The organism is Microcoleus sp. MOSTC5, from assembly GCF_036701825.1.
GTDB classification, from domain to species: Bacteria; Cyanobacteriota; Cyanobacteriia; order Cyanobacteriales; family Microcoleaceae; genus Microcoleus; species Microcoleus asticus.
Genome location: NZ_JAUBRK010000001.1, coordinates 154,132 through 174,916 on the forward strand (window position 1 = coordinate 154,132; position 20,785 = coordinate 174,916).

Consider the following 20,785-nt stretch of genomic DNA (forward strand, 5'->3'; position numbering starts at 1 on the left):
ATCGAGAGGAAGTAGAACAGGCGATCGCATTTTATCAACAATCACTCGAACTTGAGGAAAAAATTGGCGATGTTCAAGGGAAAGCTGCTACTTTCGCAATGCTTGGACAGTTGTTAGCAGATGAGAAGGGAGATTTTGACCAAGCTTTGAATTATTTACAGCAATCTTTGGAGATTTTACAGCATTTGCGATCTCCTGACGCGCAGACAGTGAAACGCATTATTTCTAGGATTCAGCAGATGACTGGGGATTGATGGATGCACTCTGACTTAAGAAACCGGGTTTTTCGCAGTTTTTCGGTGGTGTATCGATGTTTTTGGAAAAAACCCGGTTTCTGGTCACACCCAAAATCGCTAAAATAAAAAAAAGACCAAACCTGAAAGGCGATTATTGTGAGCGATTCCACCATAGAACAGATATTGAAATTGGCATCTGGGCGCGCCGATGCTGCTGAAGTATACTACCTGTCGAGTCAAGACACGCCGATCGAATTTGAAAACAATCGCCTCAAATCCCTGCAAACCAAAGCCCTGCAAGGCGTAGCACTCCGACTGATTCACTCTGGCAAAATCGGTTTTGCCAGTTCCACAGATTTAACGCGGATAGACGATTTAGTAGATGCAGCGATTCAAACAGCCGAAATCGGCGACCCTGCAGAATTTGAACTCGCCTCCAACTTCCACCTCAAAGGCCCGGAAACCACCTACACTCCGCCCACAACTCAAGAATTAGTCGAAAACGGCAAAAACCTGATCGAGCAAGTTCACGCCTACAATCCCGATATTATGGTAGATGTGGGCTTTCACGTCCGCAGCGGCATCGTCAAAATTGCCACCACGCAAGACGTGTATGCCGAAAGAAGCAGCCAAATAGTCAGCGGCTCGATCGCGGGAAATTTGGTACAGGGAGAAGACTTTATGCAAGCATACAGTTACGACGTAGCGCGCGATCGGCCCCTGGACACCAACAGCATCCTCCAATCACTCCTCGAAAAATACCGCCTCGCCGAACATTCAGCCACCATCACCAGCGGTTCCTACCCAGTATTATTTACCCCCAGAGCCGCCGCTAGCACCCTCGGCAGCCTGTTTGATACCATCCTTTCAGGTCAAACAGTAGTTCAAAAAGCCTCTCCCCTAGCCGACAAAATCGGCGAGACCTTATTTGACGAACGCTTTACCTTTTTTGAAGACCCCACTTTAGGCCCTTCTGCTTGTCCCTTTGACGACGAAGGTACGCCCACCACCCGCAAAGTCTTGATAGACAAAGGTACTGTCACCGGATTTTATTGGGATCGCAGGTGGGCCGCTCGCGCCGGTGTACAATCAACCGGCAACGGTTTTCGTGGCGGATTGTCTCGCCCGGGCCCTGATTTGACTAACTTTTGCATTTCCCCAGGAAATACCGCCACTCAAGACTTGATTGCTAGCATGGACGAAGGTCTAATAGTAGAGCAAGTTTTAGGTGCGGGTCAGTCCAATCAGTTAGCTGGCGAATTTTCTGTCAATTTGGACTTAGGCTATAAAGTAGAAAAAGGCAAAATTGTCGGCCGCGTCAAGAATACAATGGTGGCAGGCAGCATTTTTGAAGCGTTTAAAAATTTGGCAGATTTGAGCAGCGAAGCCGAATGGGTAGGCGGTGCAGCCTATTTGCCGAGTATCCTGTTTCAACACTTGGGTGTAGCTTCGAGGCAATAAGTTCAGTGCGGTTTTACTCGTTACCAGGCTCTGCCTGGTAATACATATCGTGAGGCTCTGCCTCGAATTTGGATGAAAGCTTGCGAGGCAAAGCCTCTGGATATGGGTTCCCAGGCAGAGCCTAGGAACCAGTTAAACAAACATAGAAACAGTGTCGGCAATTCAACGCTTTGCTAATTCATGCAAATAGGAAAAAACAGGGAAAAAGGTACAATGAAAGAGCAAAATGTCAAGGATGGAACTCGGAAGAAGAAAAAGCACTTTTTCTTTCTTTTACCTTTTGTTTTTTGCCTTTTAACTCTAGTGACTGGATGCGTGCAGTACGATGTCGGGGTTAACTTTGAAAGTCAAACTCGCGGCGAAATCGTGCAGCACATTAAACTGGGGGAAAGGTTGACGAGCTTCAGCAGCCAAACAGTTGCAGAATGGTTGAAAAGCGTAGAACGCCGGGTGAGGTTGCTGGACGGAAAAACTAAACGGCTTTCCGATACAGAAGTTCTAGTGACGATTCCTTTCAATAATGGAGCCGAGTTGCAAGACAAGTTCAACCAATTTTACAATCCGATCGCACCAACCACAAAATCTCGGGTCGCAAGTCCGCTAGAAACCGATTTGCCGAAGTTTGAATCTCACCTGAGTGTCAAGCAGAATAATTTGTTATTGGTGCTGCGAAATCGGTTGAGTTTGGAATTGGATTTGCGCTCTCTTTCTCTGATTTCCTCTAACGGCAGTCTGCTGCTGAGTCCGGGGGGACTTTTGGAGCTAGATTTTAGCTTGAACACGCCTTGGGGTGCCAAAAGTATTGAAACTGTCGCCGGTGCGCTGGTTCCCGAAAGCTATCAGCAGGGAAAACAGTTAGTTTGGAAGCTCAAACCCGGGGAAGTTAACTATTTGGAGGCGATATTCTGGATTCCCAGTCCCGTAGGAATTGGGGCGCTGATTATTGCCTTATTTGTGGCGGCGGGCATTGCTTTGAAATATCAAATATTGCCAGCACTGGGAATCGGCAAGAAACCGCAAAAAATCGGTCAAACCTAAAGAGAATATGTCCTGCAGGGGCGGGTTAACCAATCTCTTCAATCAACTCTCCGAGCTACAATAAACCCGCCCCTCCCTGGATATTATGTTTAATTGAGAAGATTTGATATTATCAAAAAAACTGGGGACATCTGCCAAAAAACAGTTGACAAATGCCCAATAATTTGCTTAACCTGAATTGAGAATTAGGGACAGAGAAAATGCGATCGCTAAATTTCTTCTTTATCTTTCTGATTTGCTTGGCTCTAGTATTGTTCAGCATCGAAAATACACAGCCCGTCGCGATTCAAGTTATCAAAGGCGTCGAAGTTAAAGCTCCGCTGTGCGTAGAACTAATTGTAGCGACCGGATTAGGGGCAACATTAGCGTGGCTGTTCAGTCTGTGGTCGAGAATGCAGCGAACCCTCGCCTCGCGCCAAGAGATCCGCCAAGTTCGGGAAAAACAGCAGCGGATTCAGGAATTAGAACAAGATATAGAACGCTATAAAGCAGAAGTAGAATCCAAACAACCTTTGTTAGAAAGTGCAGAACCCATAAGTTTAGAAACAGCAGCTATTGAGGCCAAAGCTGCTGAAATGACCGCCAATTAACTTGATATGCTCTCTCGTTTTCGGAGAGGGAAAATCTAAAATCTAAAATCTAAAATCTAAAATCGAATGGCCGTTTCCCGAGACCAAGATGGCTTAGAAACGATTTCCGAGGGGATCGCAATTTTAATTGACTTAGCCGAACGGGGAGAAATCGATCCTTGGGACGTTAAGGTCATTGAAGTGTTCGATCGATGTTTGAGCAAGCTTACGAACGCCTGCGATGCCGATCAGACTACGGATTTCTCTGATTTGTCCCACTCCGGCCAAGCATTTTTGTACGCTTCAATGCTGGTGTTGCTCAAAGCAGAAAGTATCGTCCTTTCAGAATCCCCCGCGGATTCCGACTCGGCCGACGAGGCGACACTCGAAGACGCAGAGCACTCAGGAGGGCGAAACTTGCCCCAGCATTTGGAGCGGCAATTGCGCCGTCGCGGTGTAGCTCAACTACCGCAAAAACGCCCGGTGACACTCCCAGAACTGATCGAGCAGTTGCAGCTAATGAAAGCAGCAATGGAGCAGACAGTTACCCCCCGGCGGCGCCCTACCTCAAAAATGCGATCGCAAGCAGCCCAGGCTATCTTTGAGCTAGCTCACCAAGAAAATTTGGTGGAAACTGCTAGTGAACTCGATCGGTTTCTGGCAGAACGGGGCTCGGAAATTGACGAGGGTTGGCTCGACTTGGAACAACTGCTGGAACTTTGGCATCATAAGGATTTGCACTCCTCTGTTGACCCAGAAGTCCCGGTATCAAGTGGGGAATTTCACTTGCCAAATCATGACCGCGTGGGTATTTTTTGGGCGTTGTTGCTGCTGTCGGCTCAGTCTAAAGTAGAGTTGCTTCAAGAGGAGTTTTACCAAGACCTCAAAATCCGCGCGCTTTGAGCTTGGAGGAGCATCAGATCCGGTTTTGGGGCGGGTTTACCAGTCTCTAGAACTCTTGACAGCTATCCAGGCGAACCCGCTCCTAGGGCAATTGTACGTGCATTCACCCGGACTTGATATTATTTCTGATTTCTGGTTCGTTAAATCTAGGTAGATTAGCAATAAATGATTGATAGCCTGCTACGATGTCGCCTATAAACAGGTCAGGATTTTGCTGCGATCGATTCGAGCGCAATCGCTAGCATCTAATTGTTGAGTTTATATCAATTAACAGAGGGTTGAGGAAGTTAAGAATGAAAGCGATGATTCTGGCGGCCGGTAAAGGCACTCGCGTCCGTCCCATTACTCAGACAATACCCAAACCGATGATTCCCATCCTGCAAAAGCCAGTGATGGAGTTTTTGGTTGAATTACTCCGCCAGCACGGATTTGACCAGATTATGGTCAATGTTTCCCATTTGGCAGACGTGATTGAAAACTACTTCCGTGACGGTCAAAAGTTTGGGGTACAAATTGCTTATTCTTTTGAAGGGCGAATTGAGGAGGGAGAAATGATTGGAGAGGCTCTCGGTTCGGCTGGCGGCATGAAACGAATTCAGGACTTCTCGCCGTTTTTTGACGATACTTTTGTGGTGCTCTGCGGCGACGCTTTGATTGACTTGGACTTGACTGCTGCTGTGAAGTGGCACCGGGAAAAAGGGGCGATCGCTACTATTGTTATGAAATCGGTTCCCCGCGAGGAGGTTCCCAGTTACGGAGTGGTGGTAACAGACGATTCTGGCAAAATTAAAGCTTTCCAAGAAAAACCTTCTGTAGAGGAAGCTCTGAGTACCGACATTAACACTGGTATTTATATTTTTGAACCGGAAATATTCAATTATATCCCTTCGGGTAAGGAATACGATATCGGTTCGCAGTTATTCCCCGCGCTAGTAGCAGCAGGCGCGCCTTTTTACGGGATTAGCATGGACTTTGAGTGGGTGGATATCGGCAAAGTTCCTGACTATTGGCGGGCAATTCAGAGCGTCCTGCTCGGACAAGTTAAAAATGTTTCGATTCCGGGAATTGAAGTGCGCCCCGGCATTTACGCTGGTTTGAATGTAGCTGTCAACTGGGATAAGGTTGATATTACTGGGCCTGTGTACATTGGGGGGATGACGATCATTGAGGATGGAGCAAAAATTGTCGGCCCGACAATGATCGGCCCAAATTGTTGGCTTTGCAGTGGCGCCACTGTGGAAAACAGCGTGATTTTTGAGTATTCCCGTTTGGGCCCGGAGGTGCGGTTGGTTGATAAACTGGTGTTCGGGCGCTACTGCGTTGATAAAACTGGGGCTGCGATCGATTTGCAAGCGGCGGCTCTCGATTGGCTGATTACGGACGCTCGCCAAGTTTTACCGACTCAACACGGAGAAGAGCGGCGGGCGATCGCAGAAATTCTCGGTAGTCATCCTGAATAATTGGTAATTGGTAATTGCTAATTGGTAATTGCTCAAGGTAAGGTGCGCACTGCGCACCCTACTTTTACGGTTATTATCTCAGCTTTCAATTCTGGCAAGGTGCTTAGGTTGCACCCTACATTTTAAGACTGAAGATAAGTATATTGGCTGAGACTCCGCTCGTAATTTTGCAGCAAAAGTTGGGCCTCGGAAAGAGTAATTTTATTTTGCTGCAAAGCTGCTTCTGTCTGACGGCGGATGCTTTCAACCAAACTTTCTGAATCGTACTGTACGTAGCTGAGGACTTCTTTCATAGTGTCTCCTTTCACAACGTGTTCGATATGATAGCCAGAAGGTGTTAGCTGAATGTGAACTGCATTTGCATCGCCGAATAAGTTGTGAAGGTTGCCCATAATTTCTTGATAAGCACCTCCCAAAAATAGCGCCAAATAGTAAGGTTCTCCAGGTTTGAGAGTATGCAGTTCCAAAACCGATTTCACATCTCGCAAATCAATAAATTGGTCGATTTTGCCGTCGCTGTCGCAGGTAAGATCGGCTAAAATACCGCGCTGAGTAGGTTCTTCATCGAGTCGGTTAATTGGCATAATTGGGAACAATTGGTTAATTGCCCAACTGTCTGGTACGGACTGGAAAACAGATAAGTTGATGTAATAAATGGACGCCATCACCTTTTCTAAGTCTTCCAAATCGTCCGATACATATTCTTTTTGCCGCGCGATCGCCTGTATCTTATCGCAACAAGCCCAGTACAACTGTTCGGTTTTCGCCCGTTCCGCAATTCCCAAATAGCCTAAGTTAAATAAACTGACTGCTTCTTCCTTGAATTGGATAGCATCGTGATAAACTTCTTGGTAATTCTCGGGACTGATAGATTGGTAAATTTCGTAGAGATTGCGCGGAATTTGGTGCGCGTTTTCATCTACTGGTTCTGGTACTTCTCTGGGGACATCGCTAGTACCGAGTACGTCAAAAACTAACACTGATTGGTGAGAAGCGATCGCCCGCCCGCTTTCGCTAATGATAATTGGAACCGGGATTTTGCGCTCGTCGCAGGCATCTTTCACTCCCGCTACTACGTCGTTAGCGTAGTTTTGCATATTGTAGTTTTTGGAAGCGTGGAAGTTTGTTTTAGAACCGTCGTAGTCAACGCCGAGTCCACCGCCTACGTCCAAGTAGTTCATATTAGCTCCCAACTTAGCTAATTCTACATAAATGTGGCTGGCTTCTCTAATGGCGTCTTTGATGACACTAATTGAGGAAATTTGAGAGCCGATGTGGAAGTGCAGTAACTGCAAACAGTGGAGCATTCCAGCTTTTTCTAGTTCGGCGACTGCACGGATAATTTCAGGAATTGTCAAGCCAAATTTTGCCCGATCGCCCGTGGAACCTCCCCAGCGGCCAACGCCTTTGGTAGTGAGTTTTGCTCGCACTCCCAAAATCGGTTTAATTCCTAATGCTTTGCTCGCGGCGATTGCGAGTTCTACTTCCTCTATTTGCTCCAGCACAATTACGGAAGTTTGCCCTAGCCGCTGCGCCAAAATAGCAGTTTCGATGTATTCGCGGTCTTTGTAACCGTTACAAATTAATAAAGCGCCTGGGTTTTTTAAGGTCGCCAAAGCTATCATTAATTCCGGTTTCGAGCCGGCTTCCAGTCCGAAGTGATGGGGTTTACCAAAACGCACCAAATCTTCAATTAATTGTCGGTGCTGGTTGCATTTGACAGGAAAGACACCGCGATAGACATTTTTGTAATTGTAGCGAGCGATCGCTCTGGCAAAACACGAATTTAAGCGCTCGATCCGGTCTTCCAAAATATCAGAAAATCGAATCAACAGGGGTAAAGCCAAATTTCGTTGTTTGAGGGATTCTACCAGTTCGCACAAGTCAAGGGAACCGCCGCGATCGCCCTTGGGAGAAACTGTAACATGACCGGCTGCATTGATCGAAAAATACGGTTCGCCCCAACCTTGAATGCGGTAGAGTTTCTCACTATCTTCTATTGTCCAAGATTTTTGTGGCACTTGAGCAGCCGTTACCAAAGCACTGTCTGGTGCCGCCAAACTCGTGACTGTTGGCGAGTGAGTCGATAGCGGATCGAGATCGGAGAAAGCAGCGGTGGCTGGGGAACTCATCTTATCGGAAACCTCTTTGAGGAGTGGTCAAATAGATAGTTTATCGCACATATCGGGTTTCCTGATGCAGTTAAAAATTCACTTTGGGTACAAAGCCGGGCGATTTGAGATTTGAGATTTGAGATTTGAGATTTGACTCTACAAATTGATGAAGGTGGGGGATTGAACTAAAATCTCAACCGTAATTGCTCTCCTGGACTTATTTCTTCAAGCAAGTATCCCTATGGAGGTGAACTCGGAAACCGGGTTTCCGAGTTCACCTGCGCCAGGAGAGTTGTCGGACGATCGATCGCCCGACACACACTAACCAAAAATCACCTCCGGCGGCGCCATGTCAGCCCCCATAATCATTCCCCCGTGACTATCAGACTTCTTCAAGCCCGGTTGAGGTGCTTTTTCTGGGGTCTTCTGAGCCGGTGCAACAGAGGCTGGCGGTGTCACCTGCGTTGGAGGTACTGCCTGTGCTCCGGGGACCACGGGTTGCTGCGACAGCCAACCCAAACCCCCTACAGCCCCAGCCATCAAAGCGGTGTAGCCGATGTACAAATGAACCGGACGCATTTGAAAGCCTTCGGCTGACCCGGAATCGGAAACAGACACATACATACTGGGAATAGGACTCGGAGCGGGTTTGGGCAAAGCATTCGCCATAGCGCTGCCGTCTAGTCCCAAGGCGTCGCCCAGTCTGCGGATAAAACCTCTAACGTAAATATCTTGGGGCAGTTTCTCGATTTCCCCATTTTCGATCGATTCGATGTGGTGCAGCGGCACGAGAGTTTGACTGTGGAGTTGCTGCAGGGATAGGGAGCGAATTTGCCGTCCCTTACGCAATTCTCTACCCAATTCCCGCAGGCACTCTTCTCGCTCTTGAACTGCTTTTGCTGCTTCTTCTTCCTTGGTGAGTTTTTTTGGCTTCTTGGGAAAACCGAACCCTGGGAAGGATTTTCCGGGGACGGTGACAGTTGCAGGTGGAGCCGACTCGACTTTAATTTCGTCTTGGGGCGCTTGTTTGCTGTCTTCAGAAGCGTTAGGCTCTGGATCGGAATTTTCTGTGTCGGACTCGGTTTGGGACGGCGCTTCCACACTAGCGCTGCGCCAATAGAAGACAGGAACAGTTACTGGTGGCTCCAATTCTTTAATTTCTGTGACCGTCTCAATGGCGGGACTTAAAGCAGCAAAACTCTGTTGGGCTACTTGCGGTTCAATTTTGTTTTGTTTGGGAAATCGGTCAAATGCGAGCTTGACGGCTTCTCTGCTAACTGCTCTAATTAAAATTTCGGCTGCGGAGGCTGCTTCGCCCAACATTGTTTGCAAGCTAGCTAGAGCTTGGCTATAGGTGTCGCTACAGAGGAGTTCTGATTCTATTTGACTGAGGACAGAACGAAAACTTTCTTGAGAAATTTCAATAGTTACGTGATCTGTCACCCCAAAATAAGCCTCGGGTTTCAGTGCCATGATATTTATTTTGTCTTGCTAGAAGGTATCTGAGTACGTTCTTCGACAGCTTGGCAGTGATTCCGGATGTCGGTTGGGGGAGACTGGGAGAGCGAGGGAGTCAGAGAGTGGGAGAGTGGGAGAGGCGCAATTCCCACTTCTGGATTGTCTATTGCTTGTGGATGCGATCGAGCAACCAAAGAGACCCGAAAATCCCGACAAAGTGGGCAACAGTGGCGTGAGTATTGGCGAGTACCACAAATATGTCTAGGGGCTGAATAAATCGGCCCAAATCGACTGCGGCACCGAACAATGCTTGCGGCTGAGCTAGAGATTTGGCTAAAAGCGTGCCGCTGATGGCTTCTGCGCCGATCAGCGTCAGCAGCATTCCTGACAAATTGCTCCAAAGTGCCAGCCGCACCTCTTTGATGGTGTCTGCTTTTTTGGGGCGGACAGCGTTAGCGGGCGATCGCAGTTGTCTCGACAAGCGGGTGAAGCGGAAAGAGCGATATACGCTGTAAGCGAGTACGGCCAGCCCGCAAATAGCAAAAAATACGCCGCCGCCGGTGCCGGCACTGGTTGAACCCGCAGCGGCGCTAGCCCTGGGGATGGCGAAGGGGATGGCAAAGAGCAAAATGATCGCCGCTACCACCCCTAGCACTACCTGTACCCAGAAGCAAACCCAGCCTGTTGTGCGAAGGGCAAAGGCTACTCGCTGTACGGCGACAGGAAGCTTATCATTATCTAACTGATTAGTCATATTTTGAGCGGGTATAATTAATTGGCATTAGTTGGCAGCAGTTTTTTCTCTTCGGGGACGGTTGACGGCGGTTAACCCTCTTTATAATAGAAGTAGCAATGTTTAAGATTTGTAACTAACATTGGATTTCACATTTGAATAGCGTCGATCGCCAGGTATCCAAAGCAATGACACAACTACAACCCACCGTCACTCCCAAACTGGAACAGCCAAAGTTTGGCTTCAACAGCTACGCGGAACGCCTTAACGGTCGAGCCGCGATGATCGGTTTTTCTTTAACTTTAATTATCGAGTATGTCACAGGCCAGGGCTTGCTGTCCTGGTTAGGTCTCAACTAATTTTAGCAACGGCGCGGTCAGCCTTACACTTTGTCTTGACTCTTCTGGCAGCGGGGGTCACTTCTGCTGACCGCGACAAATTCGGGAATTGATTAAAATATTAATTAGAAACAAGCCCAGCGACTTCTCTGCCGAGAGAGATCTGTTCCCGAATGCAATAGCTGGCTTTTGGAGGTGTATATGGGGTGGAATTTTGATTTGACAAGCTTGGCAATTTTGCCTCGCTCCCGTACAATGCCCCACAGGCGAGAAGATTAATTTAGGTGAAGCTAGTCTCTGAACTAGAACTCCCGATCGTTCCGCCAACTCTAAGTTTTAGAGATTGTAAATAAATATAGAACAGAGTAAAACAAATGAATGCTTCGTGGACGCGACTTTTGAGGTCAGCTTACCGTAGAGAGCCAATTACCAGCTTTGTTGTCACAGTGGGCGTTGTCGATGTAGCGATCGGTAGCATCGGTGCGAGCGGTTCTTTATTGGCTTTTGGGCTGGGTACTGCTGGGGTGGCGATGGCTCTCCGCTGGTGGCAAATGTACCGATCTGGAGCAGAACAATCGGCACCTGCTCCCGAATACTATCTTCCTCCTCAGTCGTCTAGACCTCAGTTGCCCGTGCTTAACGTGTCTAAAAAAAATCCTCCTTATTAAGATTACCGGACAATGGCGACTGGGCAAGGTGCCAAGCGACTCCCTGGATCTGAGGCACTAAAAGATAGGGCAAAAAAGTCTTTCGATCTTGGATGCTTGGTTTATGAATATTTCTGTTACCGAGAAACTGTACAAAATTGGCTCCGTAGCTGCCTGTAGCGGTTTGTCGGTGAAAACTGTTCGCTACTATGAGGAGATGGGCTTGCTGTCTCCTGCGGTGGAGCGCTCGCCCGCTGGTTATCGCTTGTTTGGGGAAGCGGTATTCAACAGGTTAGCGTTTATTAAACGATCTCAGACTCTGGGTTTGAGCCTTCAGGAGATTAAGGATATTTTACAAGTTCGCGATCGGGGAGAGTTGCCTTGCTCTGAAGCGAAGCAGCATCTAACGGCGAAGGTAGAGGAAATTTCCGGGCAAATTGCAGCGTTAGAAACTTTGAAGGGGGAGTTGCAAGGCATTCTCAACTGCTGGCAAGAGCAACCCTCGCAGGCGAGCATTACTCGCACGATTTGTCCGAACATTCAGCGGGATTGAGCTGCGGCAGAAAGATACAAAATAAGGGAAGGAATTATCGGTTTCCTTCCCTTGGTGGTTTTTTTGGTTTTGTTGGTGGTTTGGTCGATCGTGTTGCACTTTTAACTGCTTTCGCAGAGTTTGCTGTTGCTTCTTGAGTTGCCGAGCCCTGGCTGAGCCGCCTTTGCCTTTGGAGTTTCTGCCCTCGCTGCGGGGAGACTCCCAACTTTTTAGTCTCATGTTTTTAATTGTTTGCACTACTTCTATAATAGACTGACGCAATTTCACTGTCAAGTATTTTTGAGAGAGATGTTTCCTAGAATCAAGTGTTGACTGATTGGGGTTTGCCACAGGCATAGCGATGGTGCGCCCATAAACACCCTACAGCCCGATGGTGCGCCTATAAACACCCTAAAATTACAGTTTTTTGTCTGGCGTCAACAGCCCTAATTGTGTATTTATCAGTCCCAATATCCTGCAGGTATTTCAGCATCTGTAAAAATTGGCAGGGTTTCCCAATTTTTCCCCCATTCCGGCAATTGGGCTACTTTTTTTAGCTGAAGCGACATTTCTATTAAGGAAAATCCTAAATTGTGGACATCTTGAATAAGTTCGGCTTTCAATAAAATTTCATTTTTAGCTAAATCGGGAGCATTAGTCGCAATGACAATGCTGTTGCCGGTTTCTAAATTGCATATATAAACTTGTGCGAACACAGTTTGAATTGTTTGCACCGCTGCCGCATTAAACTCTTGTGTGTGGAACAGGTGAACAACTAGAACACCTGCGATTGACAAGCGAGTTTTGCACAGTTGGTAAAATTCTTGTGTGACCAACCTATAGGGCATATAGCCGCTGCCAAAACCAGCATCCACGATAATTATATCGTTTTTTACTGTGGAATTTTGTTGGGCTAGATATTCGCGCCCGTCTTGAATAGCTACTTTGAGTCTGTCGTCGAATTGAATGCCAAAAAATTTGTGAGCAACTTCGACTACTGTGGGGTCAATATCTGTACATTCGACTATCGCGTTAGCGAAATAATGGTGAAAAACTCTGGGAATGCTGCCGCCGCCAAAGCCAATTATATAGATATTTTTTGGTTGATTTTTCCAGACTAATGCTAGCAGCATGGCTCTGGCATAGGGAAATATTAAATTTAGCGGATTTTTGAGGTCTAGGATTGATTGAGCTACATTTGTGCTTAAGGTTTCTCTGTCTGCTAAAAGCAGTAGTAGCACTGATTTTATTTTTTTTACTGCTATGCAGTTGTCGCCGGAGTTTTGTTGAAATAGGATGCCGTCTGGTTGTTGCTGAAGCCAATTTATTTGTTGGTTAATAAGTGCTAAATTGCGACTTTGCCGATCGCCTTTATAATCAGTCATACGATTTTAGATTTTAGATTTTAGATTTTAGATTGGGGGATCGCTGATGACTATTATGGTTGGGAGCAGACATACAGTTTCATTCTTTTTGGAAACTGGTATCAAATCTAAAATTTTAAATCTCTATTCTCACATTTTATCACTTCAAACCCAATAATAGGGCGATTCCGCCGATCGCACAAACTACCCCCAAAACAGCCCGAAGGCTCACTTTTTCGCCCGCCAGCACGGCTAAGGGGAGGATAAATAGGGGACTGGTAGAACTGAGTGCTTGAGCTATTCCTGCGGGTGCATATTTCAGCGAAATCTGTTGCAGGAAAATCCCGAGATAGGTTCCTAAAAAAGCTGCTAGAATGATTGCATTTAATAGTTTGGGCGCTTTTAATTGTTTGAAACTGTCCCGGTTTGTTGGGTTCAAAAAGCATAGCATGACTGCTAGGCCACCGCTCAAACGCAAGGCCGCAGTCCACAGGGGATCGATATCTATTTGAGTGAAGGCGGCGCGGGATAAAACTGCTCCGGCGGCGTGGGTTGTTTGTCCTAATAAACTAATGGCTAATCCCTGCCAAAGATGTTTTGATGGTAAGCTTGTTTCGGCTGTTCGTTCTGCAATTACCCAAGCTACGCCGCAGATTGTTAAAAGAATGCCTGTACAAGCAATGGGCGATAAGTTTTCTTGCAAAAATATTAAGCCAAATAAAGCTGTTAAAGGGGGAGATAGGGTTTCTAAAAGCAGCGTTCGCCTCGCGCCTAAATATTTTAATACGATAAAGAAAGCGGTGTCTCCGATGCCAATTCCTAGGCCGCCGCTGATGAGCAGCATTGCTAAAATATTAGGGTTGATTGCGGGTAAGGGTTTGCCTAAAATTAGTACAGTGGCAAGGAGCATGAAAAGGGCGATCGCGCCTTTGAGCAAGTTTAGCACCACTGCGGGCATTTGCTTTCCCACTCGCTGCCAGATTGTGGAAGATAAGGCCCAGACAAATGCAGCGCCTAAAGCGGCTATTTCACCCATAAAATCTGTTGAATGTTGACTGTTGTTACCAATTCCCCATGCCATATAAATTAGGGTTCCAGATTTATCATCTGGAACCCTAGATTTATTAAGCTTTTTTAGCAGTGGGCGGGGAGAGAATCGAACTCTCATACCTTTCGGTGTCAGATTTTGAGTCTGATGCGTCTACCAATTTCGCCACCCGCCCTTTTTCGTTTCACCATCATAACACACAGATCGATTTCCTGCAAGCAAAGATTCATAATCTTTTGAACTTGCCCAGCGATCGATCTCTCTGGCGCGCAATACAGGTACAGGATGGGACAACTGAGCCGTTTGAGCTTGTTTGAGCATTTCTCCCAGTTGAGTGCTGCTGAGGTCGTCGTAGGCCCGCGCCTGCGCCAAAAACGCATCGACATTGAGTTTCGGAGCTAAAGTCGGCGAACCTCCGGCCAGTTTCATCAACAGTGATGCTACCACTTTTGGGTCTTGGGTGGCGAGCAAGGCGGCGCGATCGCACGTAAATTCCGCACACCGCAACCATTCCAACATTTGCGCCTGCAAACCCTGCGCGAGCACGGTTCCCACAGGCGAAATTTGACCGGCAGCTAACACAATTAAATTAGCCAGAGTCAGGTAAACTCCGTGCTCGCACTTCAAATGCCCCAACTCGTGAGCGATTACTGCCTTAACTTCCTCGTCTGTGAGCAAATCAATCAGAGAAGTGTGCATCACCACAAAAGGCTGTTTTCCCCGCATCGCAAAGGTGTAAGCATTTGGCATCGGATGCTGGCGGACATAAAGCTGCGGCACTTCTAAATCCAGAGTTTTGCAGGCATCCACCAGCAATTGATGCAGGTGGGGCAATTGATTTTCGCCGACTTGGACGCTAGAAGCCAGATTTTCGAGCATGAAAAACTGTTCGCCAAGTTGTCCCAGCAACTGCCGCACCATCAAATCCAGCCCGGGCAGTTGTTTGAGACTGTTGGTAGCTTCCAAGTCTAGTGGGTGTCGAAACTGGTCTGCTTTTAAACCGATGAGCGGTATGTTCAACATTTTAGTCCTTAGTCAATAGTCAATAGTCAATAGTCATTGGTCATTGGTCATTGGGAAGTGGGAATTATGAATTGGCAATTGAAAAAAATTGAATTATTTTTCTTTCTTCTTCCTTCTTCCTTTTTCCTTCTTCCTAATGACTAATGACCGCTGACTAATGACTAATTAACAGTTTAAACCCGATCGCACGGGATTGACAGGAGCCTCAGCAATGGTCGGCTCTGTGCCCTCTTTGACCCGCCGCAACTTAGCTCCCAATTTTTGCAGCTTCACCTCTAACTGCTCGTAGCCGCGGTCTAAGTGCTGCAAGCTGCTGATAGTGGTGACACCATCGGCGGCAAGTCCCGCTAGCACCAAAGCCGCCGAAGCCCGCAAATCTGTTGCTACCACCGGCGCACCCGACAGCAGCGACACTCCGCGCACAATCGCGACATTGCCTTTAACGCGAATGTCGGCGCCCATGCGGTTGAGCTCTGCTACGTGGCGCAAGCGGTTCTCGAACACGGTTTCTTTGATCAAGCTGTCTCCGTCGCTCAGCGTCAGCAAAGCCATAAACTGAGCTTGCATATCTGTGGGAAAACCGGGGTAAGGCAGAGTTTCGATGTCTGTGGCCGAGTGAGTTTGACCGGGAACTATCCGCAAAATCTCGGGAGATTCTGCAATAATTTTCGCCCCAATTGTCTTCAATTTGGCAATGACTGCGGTCAGGTGGTCGGGAATTACCGGCGACAAACTGATTTCTGAGTGAGTGATGGCTCCGGCTACTAAAAATGTTCCGGCTTCGATGCGATCGGGAATAATTGAATAGTCTACCGCGTGCAGTCTGGGAACTCCCGAAATGACGATCGTATTAGTGCCGGCACCTTGAATTTTTGCTCCCATTGCGCGGCAGAAATTCGCCAAATCAGCGACTTCCGGCTCTTGAGCCGCATTTTCAATCACGGTTTCTCCTTCAGCCAGAGTCGCCGCCATCATCAAAGTTTCTGTTGCGCCGACGCTGGGGTAGTCCAAATAAATTTTGGCTCCTTTGAGGCGGCGGTTCGGCCCTTTGACGTAAGCGTGAACAGTACCGTGGTCGATGTGGACTTCGGCGCCGAGGGCTTGCAGCCCGCGAACGTGGAGTTCAACGGGCCGGGCGCCGATGGCACAACCTCCGGGTAAGGGCACTTTAGCAAATCCCAAACGCGCTAGGAGCGGCCCGATGATGAAGAAGCTCGCCCGCAGTTGGCTGACTAATTCGTAGGGGGCTTGAGCATCTATGAGTTGGCTGGCGTTGATATCTAAAACGTCGCCATTTGCCTCTATTTTGACTCCTACGGCCGATAGAATCTGCCCCATGCGGGCCACATCGACTAGACCCGGAACGTTGCGGAGGCGGCAATCGTCTGGACACAGCAGGGTTCCTGCCATGACGACTAAGGCCGAGTTTTTGGCGCCGCTGATTTTGACGTGTCCTTTAAGGGGCTCGCGACCCCAAATTTGCAATACTTGTTCGTCGCTTTCGGGTGAAGCTGAAAAATTGGACGAGTTCAGAGCTGGTGTAATGGGTGTGCCCTCCATAATGCGCTTCGTTACTTTATACATTATTAATTTTGGTTCGATTTTACCGGAAAGTTTTTATATGTCTAGGGGGCACATTAGGAATTCCAGGCACTATATTTGCTGGCATTGTCTCTGGGTGTGGCTTTCAGGTACGATCGCACAAATAATGCCGCTCGACTTTCATTGAGTTATCTGTATCAAAATTTACGTTGGTTTCTGGCTGTCGATCGGTCACAGATGTTGCACCTTTGTCAATAAGCTTTTTAAGTACAGCCCGACAGGGTTGTTGACAAAGGTGTAATATATCGGTTCGATCGCCAATGTCGGAAAGTTCACACATTGTCGATCGCCCCATTGCCTGTGCTACCCTGTGACAACAACCTAGAGCCAAAGCTACTCCTAGCATATGGTTCACATTAAACGGATCGAACTGACTAACTTTAAATCTTTTGGCGGCACGACGGCCATTCCCGTGCTGCCCGGTTTTACTGTGGTTTCCGGGCCCAACGGTTCTGGGAAGTCCAACATCCTCGACGCTTTGCTGTTTTGTCTCGGACTTTCGAGTTCTAAGGGAATGCGGGCTGAACGTTTGCCGGATTTGGTCAACAGCGCCCAAAACAAACGCGGTACGATCGAAGCTAGCGTGACTGCTACCTTTGCGCTGGAAGATGTGGGGGAGGAATGGTTCGCCCAGGATGAAGATGAGGAGGAAATTGCAGCAGATGAGTTATCTGTTGAAGCAGAGGAAGTCGAAGGGATAGAAACTGCCGAAACTCAAGACAATAACGGCCAATCATCTCCTGTCAATCAAGAATCGCCTCTATCGGTTGAAGAAGCCCAAGGGATAGAAACTGCCGAAACTCAAGACAACAACGGCCAATCATCTGCCAATCGAAAATCCAAAATCGAAAATCGAAAATCGGAAGAGTTATCTGTTGAAGACGTAGAAGAGATTGAAATCGCAGCAACTCAAGACAACAACGGACAACTACTCGCTACTAATAAAAAATCCAAAATCCAAAATCCAAAATCGGATGAGTGGAGTGTGACGCGCAAACTTCGGGTAACTCGCCAAGGTACTTACACTTCAACTTATTACATTAACGGCCAACCTTGCACCCTGACTCAACTTCACGAACAACTCAACCGCTTGCGAATTTATCCCGAAGGCTATAACGTCGTCCTGCAAGGAGACGTTACCAGCATTATTTCGATGAATTCTAAGGAACGGAGAGAAATCATTGACGAATTGGCTGGGGTCGCTCAGTTCGATCGCAAAATCTCTTTAGCTAGGCAGAAGTTGGATGAAGTTAAGGAGGTGGAAGAACGCAGCAGGATTGTAGAAAAAGAGCTGATTTCTCAGCGCGATAGACTGGCTTCCGATCGCACAAAAGCGGAAAAATATCAAAAATTGCGGGCGGAATTTCAAGAAAAGTCGCAATGGGAAATTGTGCTGAAATTCCGCCAATTGCAGCAGCAAGAATGGAAACTCCGAGAACAAATCGAAACGGGCGATCGCACTTCGGCATCTCTCACGGAACAACTGCAAGCAATTAGCACTCAAATTCAAGAAGCAACCGCCGAACTTGACGCGCTGAATGCCCGCGTTAAAGCTTTGGGAGAGTCGGAATTGTTGGCTTTGCAAGCGACGATTGCGACTCAGGAAGCGGAACGGCGGCAACTGCAAAACCGCAAACAGGATTTGGAAAAAACTGCTGGGCAAATGGCGGCTAATATAGCACAAACCGAGGAAGAAGTTCGGCAATTTAAGCAAAGTTTGGAGCAAATTGAGATTGAAATATCTTATGTTAAGTCTCAAATAGGAAGTTTGCAGGAACAGCGGGATGCAGCCCAGCAAAGTTTAAATGAAAGTCGGGAAGTTGCAAATGCGATCGCCTCGACGGCCGAAGTTTGGGTACAGCAGCAAACGGAACTGCACCGCCAAATCGAAACAATTCAACAAACTTTGGAACCGCAGCGTACAGAACAAGCTACCATTGGCGAAAGAGCCGATCGCCTGCAAAGTCAAATTCAAGAACAAAACCAATCGCTACAAGTATTGGAACAGGAAATTGCAGCGAAAAAAGAGCAGCAATCTCGCCTTGGGGAAACCAAAGGCATGGCATCTTTGCAAGTAGAATCGCTGAATCAGATTTTAGTCGAAGCCGAACAAGAATTGCAACTGCAACAGGAAACTCAAACTCGTTTGTTGGAAGAACAGCGGGAAAGACAGCGCAAATTAGACAAACTAGAAGTGCAGTTTCAAGCACTGCAAGAAGCGACGGGAACGTTTACGGCAAAAATTGTCGCGCAAAGCGGAATTGGCGGAGTTTGCGGCTTGGTGGCTCAACTGGGCAGGGTAGAACCGCGCTATCAATTGGCGCTGGAAATTGCGGCGGGCGGGCGCATGGGAAATATGGTGGTGGAAGATGACAGCGTGGCTGCTGCTGCGATCGAATTGTTGAAACAAAAACGGGCGGGAAGGATGACGTTTTTGCCTTTGAATAAAATTAGGGGCGGCAGATATTCGGTGAATGAAAATTTGCGGCGCGCGGCTGGGTTTGTGGATGCGGCTGTTAATTTGATTGATTGCGATTCGCGGTATCAGGAAATTTTTTCTTACGTTTTTGGCAGTACGGTTGTGTTTAGCAACCTCAGCGACGCCCGTCGCTATTTGGGACAGTACCGGATTGTCACTTTGGACGGGGAAATTTTGGAAACTAGCGGGGCGATGACTGGGGGAAGTTCTACTAACAGATCTACCTTGCATTTTGGCACGGTTGAGGCTAGTGAGGCTGCTAGTGAAGCGCGGACGATCGCATCTCTGCAAGAAAGGTTGGAGGAAATTGAGCGGATTTTGGAACGGTGCAAAATTGCGATCGACCGCGCGTCTGTTGCCGTCAAAACTCGCAGCCAAGAATTGATGGAAGCGAAACAGAATTTGCGCGAAAATCAGTTGCGCTTGGAACAGTTGGATTCAGAAATTAAGAATTTGCAAGCGCAACAGGAACAAGTGCGATCGCAAATTGCCAAAAATACACAGGAATTAACTAATTCGCGATCGAGATTGCAGTTGCTGGAACGAGAATTGCCCGCACAGGAAACTCAATTGCAGCAGTACCGGCAAACTTTGGCGCAGTTGGAAGAGTCGAACAGTCACAGCGAATGGCAGCAAATGCAATCGAGTTTGCGCGCTCTAGAAGCGCAACTGCAAGAGCGAGAATTGGCTCTGAGAAACGTCCAGCAGCGCCTTGTAGACTTGGAAAATCAATTCGGGCGTTTGGAAGACAAAATTAAGGAAGGTAGCGAGAAATTGCAGGATTGGCAAGTGCAGCAAAACGCGGGGGCGGAGGCGATAGATCGCATTGTTTCGCAGCAGTTAGAACTCGATCGGCAAATTGCGGAAGCTAAGGCGGCTTTGGGGGAAATTGAGGAAAAATTGGGCGTGCAGAAGGGAGATCGCGATCGGGCGGAATCTCAACTGCGAGAGAAGCATTTAGCCAAACAACAGTTACAGTGGCAGTTGCAAAAACTCCACGAAACTCAGCAAGAACGCCGGGAACAATTAGCCGCAATCCGCACTCTATTGGAAACGCAGCGGGCGGAAATGCCCGACCCCGTGCCGTCGATTCCTGAAAATGTTGAGAAAGCCAATTTAACGGAATTGCAGCAGGAAGTAAAGGCGATCGCCAAACGCATTCAAGCTTTAGAACCAGTCAATATGCTAGCCTTGGAAGAGTACAACCGCACTCAAGAACGCCTTCAAGAATTGAGTCAAAAATTGACGACATTGGAAGGAGAACGCACTGAACTGCTGTTGAGAATCGAAAACTTTACCACACTCAGGCGGCGCGCTTTTAAAGAAGCTTTCGACGCGGTTAACGAGAACTTTCAGACTATCTTTGCGGAACTTTCCGAAGGCGATGGCTATCTCCAACTAGATGACCAGGAAGACCCATTCAGCAGCGGCTTGAATTTGGTCGCTCACCCGAAGGGCAAACCCGTACAGCGGCTGGCTTCCATGTCTGGAGGCGAAAAGTCGCTGACGGCGCTGAGTTTTATTTTTGCGCTGCAACGCTACCGCCCGTCTACGTTTTACGCTTTTGATGAAGTGGATATGTTTCTAGATGGGGCAAATGTGGAGCGATTAGCTAGAATGATAAAACGACAGTCTGAACAAGCCCAGTTTATTGTTGTGAGTTTGCGGCGACCTATGATTCAATCGGCTGAGCGTACAATTGGCGTTACTCAAGCGCGGGGAGCTTATACTCAAGTCATAGGACTGAAGTTGTAGTCCCGGAGTTTATGTTAACGCTCGT

18 protein-coding genes and 1 tRNA gene are annotated in these 20,785 nt (G+C 47.7%); 10 read left to right on the forward strand and 9 right to left on the reverse strand.

Annotated elements, in window-relative coordinates:
- From QUA54_RS00740 to QUA54_RS00765, 6 genes are all read left to right on the forward strand, one after another.
- The coding region (locus QUA54_RS00740; protein WP_333412491.1) for a tetratricopeptide repeat protein at window positions 1–254 on the forward strand (254 nt) is incomplete at its 5' end.
- Between the two features lie 138 nt (window positions 255–392).
- Window positions 393–1,697 carry a TldD/PmbA family protein gene (locus QUA54_RS00745; RefSeq protein WP_333412493.1) on the forward strand — a complete coding sequence of 435 codons (1,305 nt, stop codon included), beginning with the start codon at window positions 393–395 and terminating at the stop codon, window positions 1,695–1,697.
- Window positions 1,698–1,910: 213 nt separating this feature from the next.
- On the forward strand, window positions 1,911–2,735 hold the full coding sequence (locus QUA54_RS00750) for a DUF3153 domain-containing protein (protein ID WP_333412495.1): 825 nt from the start codon (window positions 1,911–1,913) through the stop codon (window positions 2,733–2,735).
- Window positions 2,736–2,935: 200 nt separating this feature from the next.
- Entirely contained in the window at window positions 2,936–3,325 is a 390-nt protein-coding gene (locus tag QUA54_RS00755) for a LapA family protein (protein ID WP_333412497.1), read from the forward strand.
- Window positions 3,326–3,391: 66 nt separating this feature from the next.
- Window positions 3,392–4,207: a segregation/condensation protein A gene (locus QUA54_RS00760; protein ID WP_333412499.1), complete on the forward strand. Its 816-nt coding sequence runs from the start codon at window positions 3,392–3,394 to the stop codon at window positions 4,205–4,207.
- Window positions 4,208–4,500: 293 nt separating this feature from the next.
- Window positions 4,501–5,667 (forward strand): NDP-sugar synthase, encoded by a 1,167-nt coding sequence (locus QUA54_RS00765; RefSeq protein WP_333197015.1) that lies wholly within the window; start codon window positions 4,501–4,503, stop codon window positions 5,665–5,667.
- Window positions 5,668–5,789: 122 nt separating this feature from the next.
- Here the strand turns inward: QUA54_RS00765 and speA are convergent, their stop codons facing one another.
- The 3 genes from speA to QUA54_RS00780 all read right to left on the reverse strand — a co-directional run bounded on the left by speA (window position 5,790) and on the right by QUA54_RS00780 (window position 9,993).
- A complete protein-coding gene (gene speA, locus QUA54_RS00770; RefSeq protein WP_333412502.1) occupies window positions 5,790–7,799 on the reverse strand; it encodes a biosynthetic arginine decarboxylase in 2,010 nt (669 codons plus the stop codon).
- A gap of 303 nt (window positions 7,800–8,102) precedes the next feature.
- Entirely contained in the window at window positions 8,103–9,254 is a 1,152-nt protein-coding gene (locus tag QUA54_RS00775; protein ID WP_333412503.1) for a helix-turn-helix domain-containing protein, read from the reverse strand.
- A gap of 148 nt (window positions 9,255–9,402) precedes the next feature.
- On the reverse strand, window positions 9,403–9,993 hold the full coding sequence (locus QUA54_RS00780) for a DUF3611 family protein (RefSeq protein ID WP_333186146.1): 591 nt from the start codon (window positions 9,991–9,993) through the stop codon (window positions 9,403–9,405).
- 167 nt (window positions 9,994–10,160) lie between these two features.
- Here QUA54_RS00780 and QUA54_RS00785 point away from each other — a divergent pair, with 167 nt between their 5' ends.
- From QUA54_RS00785 to QUA54_RS00795, 3 genes are all read left to right on the forward strand, one after another.
- Window positions 10,161–10,331 (forward strand): hypothetical protein, encoded by a 171-nt coding sequence (locus tag QUA54_RS00785; protein WP_172186391.1) that lies wholly within the window; start codon window positions 10,161–10,163, stop codon window positions 10,329–10,331.
- A gap of 353 nt (window positions 10,332–10,684) precedes the next feature.
- Window positions 10,685–10,978, forward strand: coding sequence for a hypothetical protein (locus tag QUA54_RS00790; RefSeq protein ID WP_172186392.1), 294 nt, complete (start codon window positions 10,685–10,687; stop codon window positions 10,976–10,978).
- Between the two features lie 103 nt (window positions 10,979–11,081).
- Window positions 11,082–11,510 (forward strand): heavy metal-responsive transcriptional regulator, encoded by a 429-nt coding sequence (locus QUA54_RS00795; RefSeq protein WP_333412506.1) that lies wholly within the window; start codon window positions 11,082–11,084, stop codon window positions 11,508–11,510.
- A 440-nt stretch (window positions 11,511–11,950) separates the two neighbouring features.
- Here QUA54_RS00795 and QUA54_RS00800 read toward each other — a convergent pair whose 3' ends face one another.
- The 6 genes from QUA54_RS00800 to QUA54_RS00825 all read right to left on the reverse strand — a co-directional run bounded on the left by QUA54_RS00800 (window position 11,951) and on the right by QUA54_RS00825 (window position 16,881).
- Window positions 11,951–12,874, reverse strand: a complete 924-nt coding sequence (locus QUA54_RS00800; protein WP_333412508.1) for a fused MFS/spermidine synthase — start codon at window positions 12,872–12,874, stop codon at window positions 11,951–11,953.
- A 139-nt stretch (window positions 12,875–13,013) separates the two neighbouring features.
- A complete protein-coding gene (locus QUA54_RS00805) occupies window positions 13,014–13,934 on the reverse strand; it encodes a DMT family transporter (protein WP_333412510.1) in 921 nt (306 codons plus the stop codon).
- A gap of 60 nt (window positions 13,935–13,994) precedes the next feature.
- A tRNA-Leu gene (locus QUA54_RS00810) sits at window positions 13,995–14,076 on the reverse strand.
- Window positions 14,055–14,924, reverse strand: coding sequence for a M48 family metallopeptidase (locus QUA54_RS00815; RefSeq protein WP_333412512.1), 870 nt, complete (start codon window positions 14,922–14,924; stop codon window positions 14,055–14,057). Before QUA54_RS00815 ends, QUA54_RS00810 begins: the two co-directional genes overlap by 22 nt.
- Window positions 14,925–15,089: 165 nt before the next feature.
- Window positions 15,090–16,508 (reverse strand): UDP-N-acetylglucosamine 1-carboxyvinyltransferase, encoded by a 1,419-nt coding sequence (murA, locus tag QUA54_RS00820; RefSeq protein WP_333412514.1) that lies wholly within the window; start codon window positions 16,506–16,508, stop codon window positions 15,090–15,092.
- A gap of 103 nt (window positions 16,509–16,611) precedes the next feature.
- Window positions 16,612–16,881, reverse strand: coding sequence for a hypothetical protein (locus tag QUA54_RS00825; protein ID WP_333412516.1), 270 nt, complete (start codon window positions 16,879–16,881; stop codon window positions 16,612–16,614).
- Between QUA54_RS00825 and smc the strand changes: the two genes are divergently transcribed.
- Window positions 16,873–20,760 carry a chromosome segregation protein SMC gene (gene smc / locus QUA54_RS00830; protein WP_333412518.1) on the forward strand — a complete coding sequence of 1,296 codons (3,888 nt, stop codon included), beginning with the start codon at window positions 16,873–16,875 and terminating at the stop codon, window positions 20,758–20,760. The genes QUA54_RS00825 and smc overlap by 9 nt on opposite strands.
- Window positions 20,761–20,785: the final 25 nt, after the last annotated feature.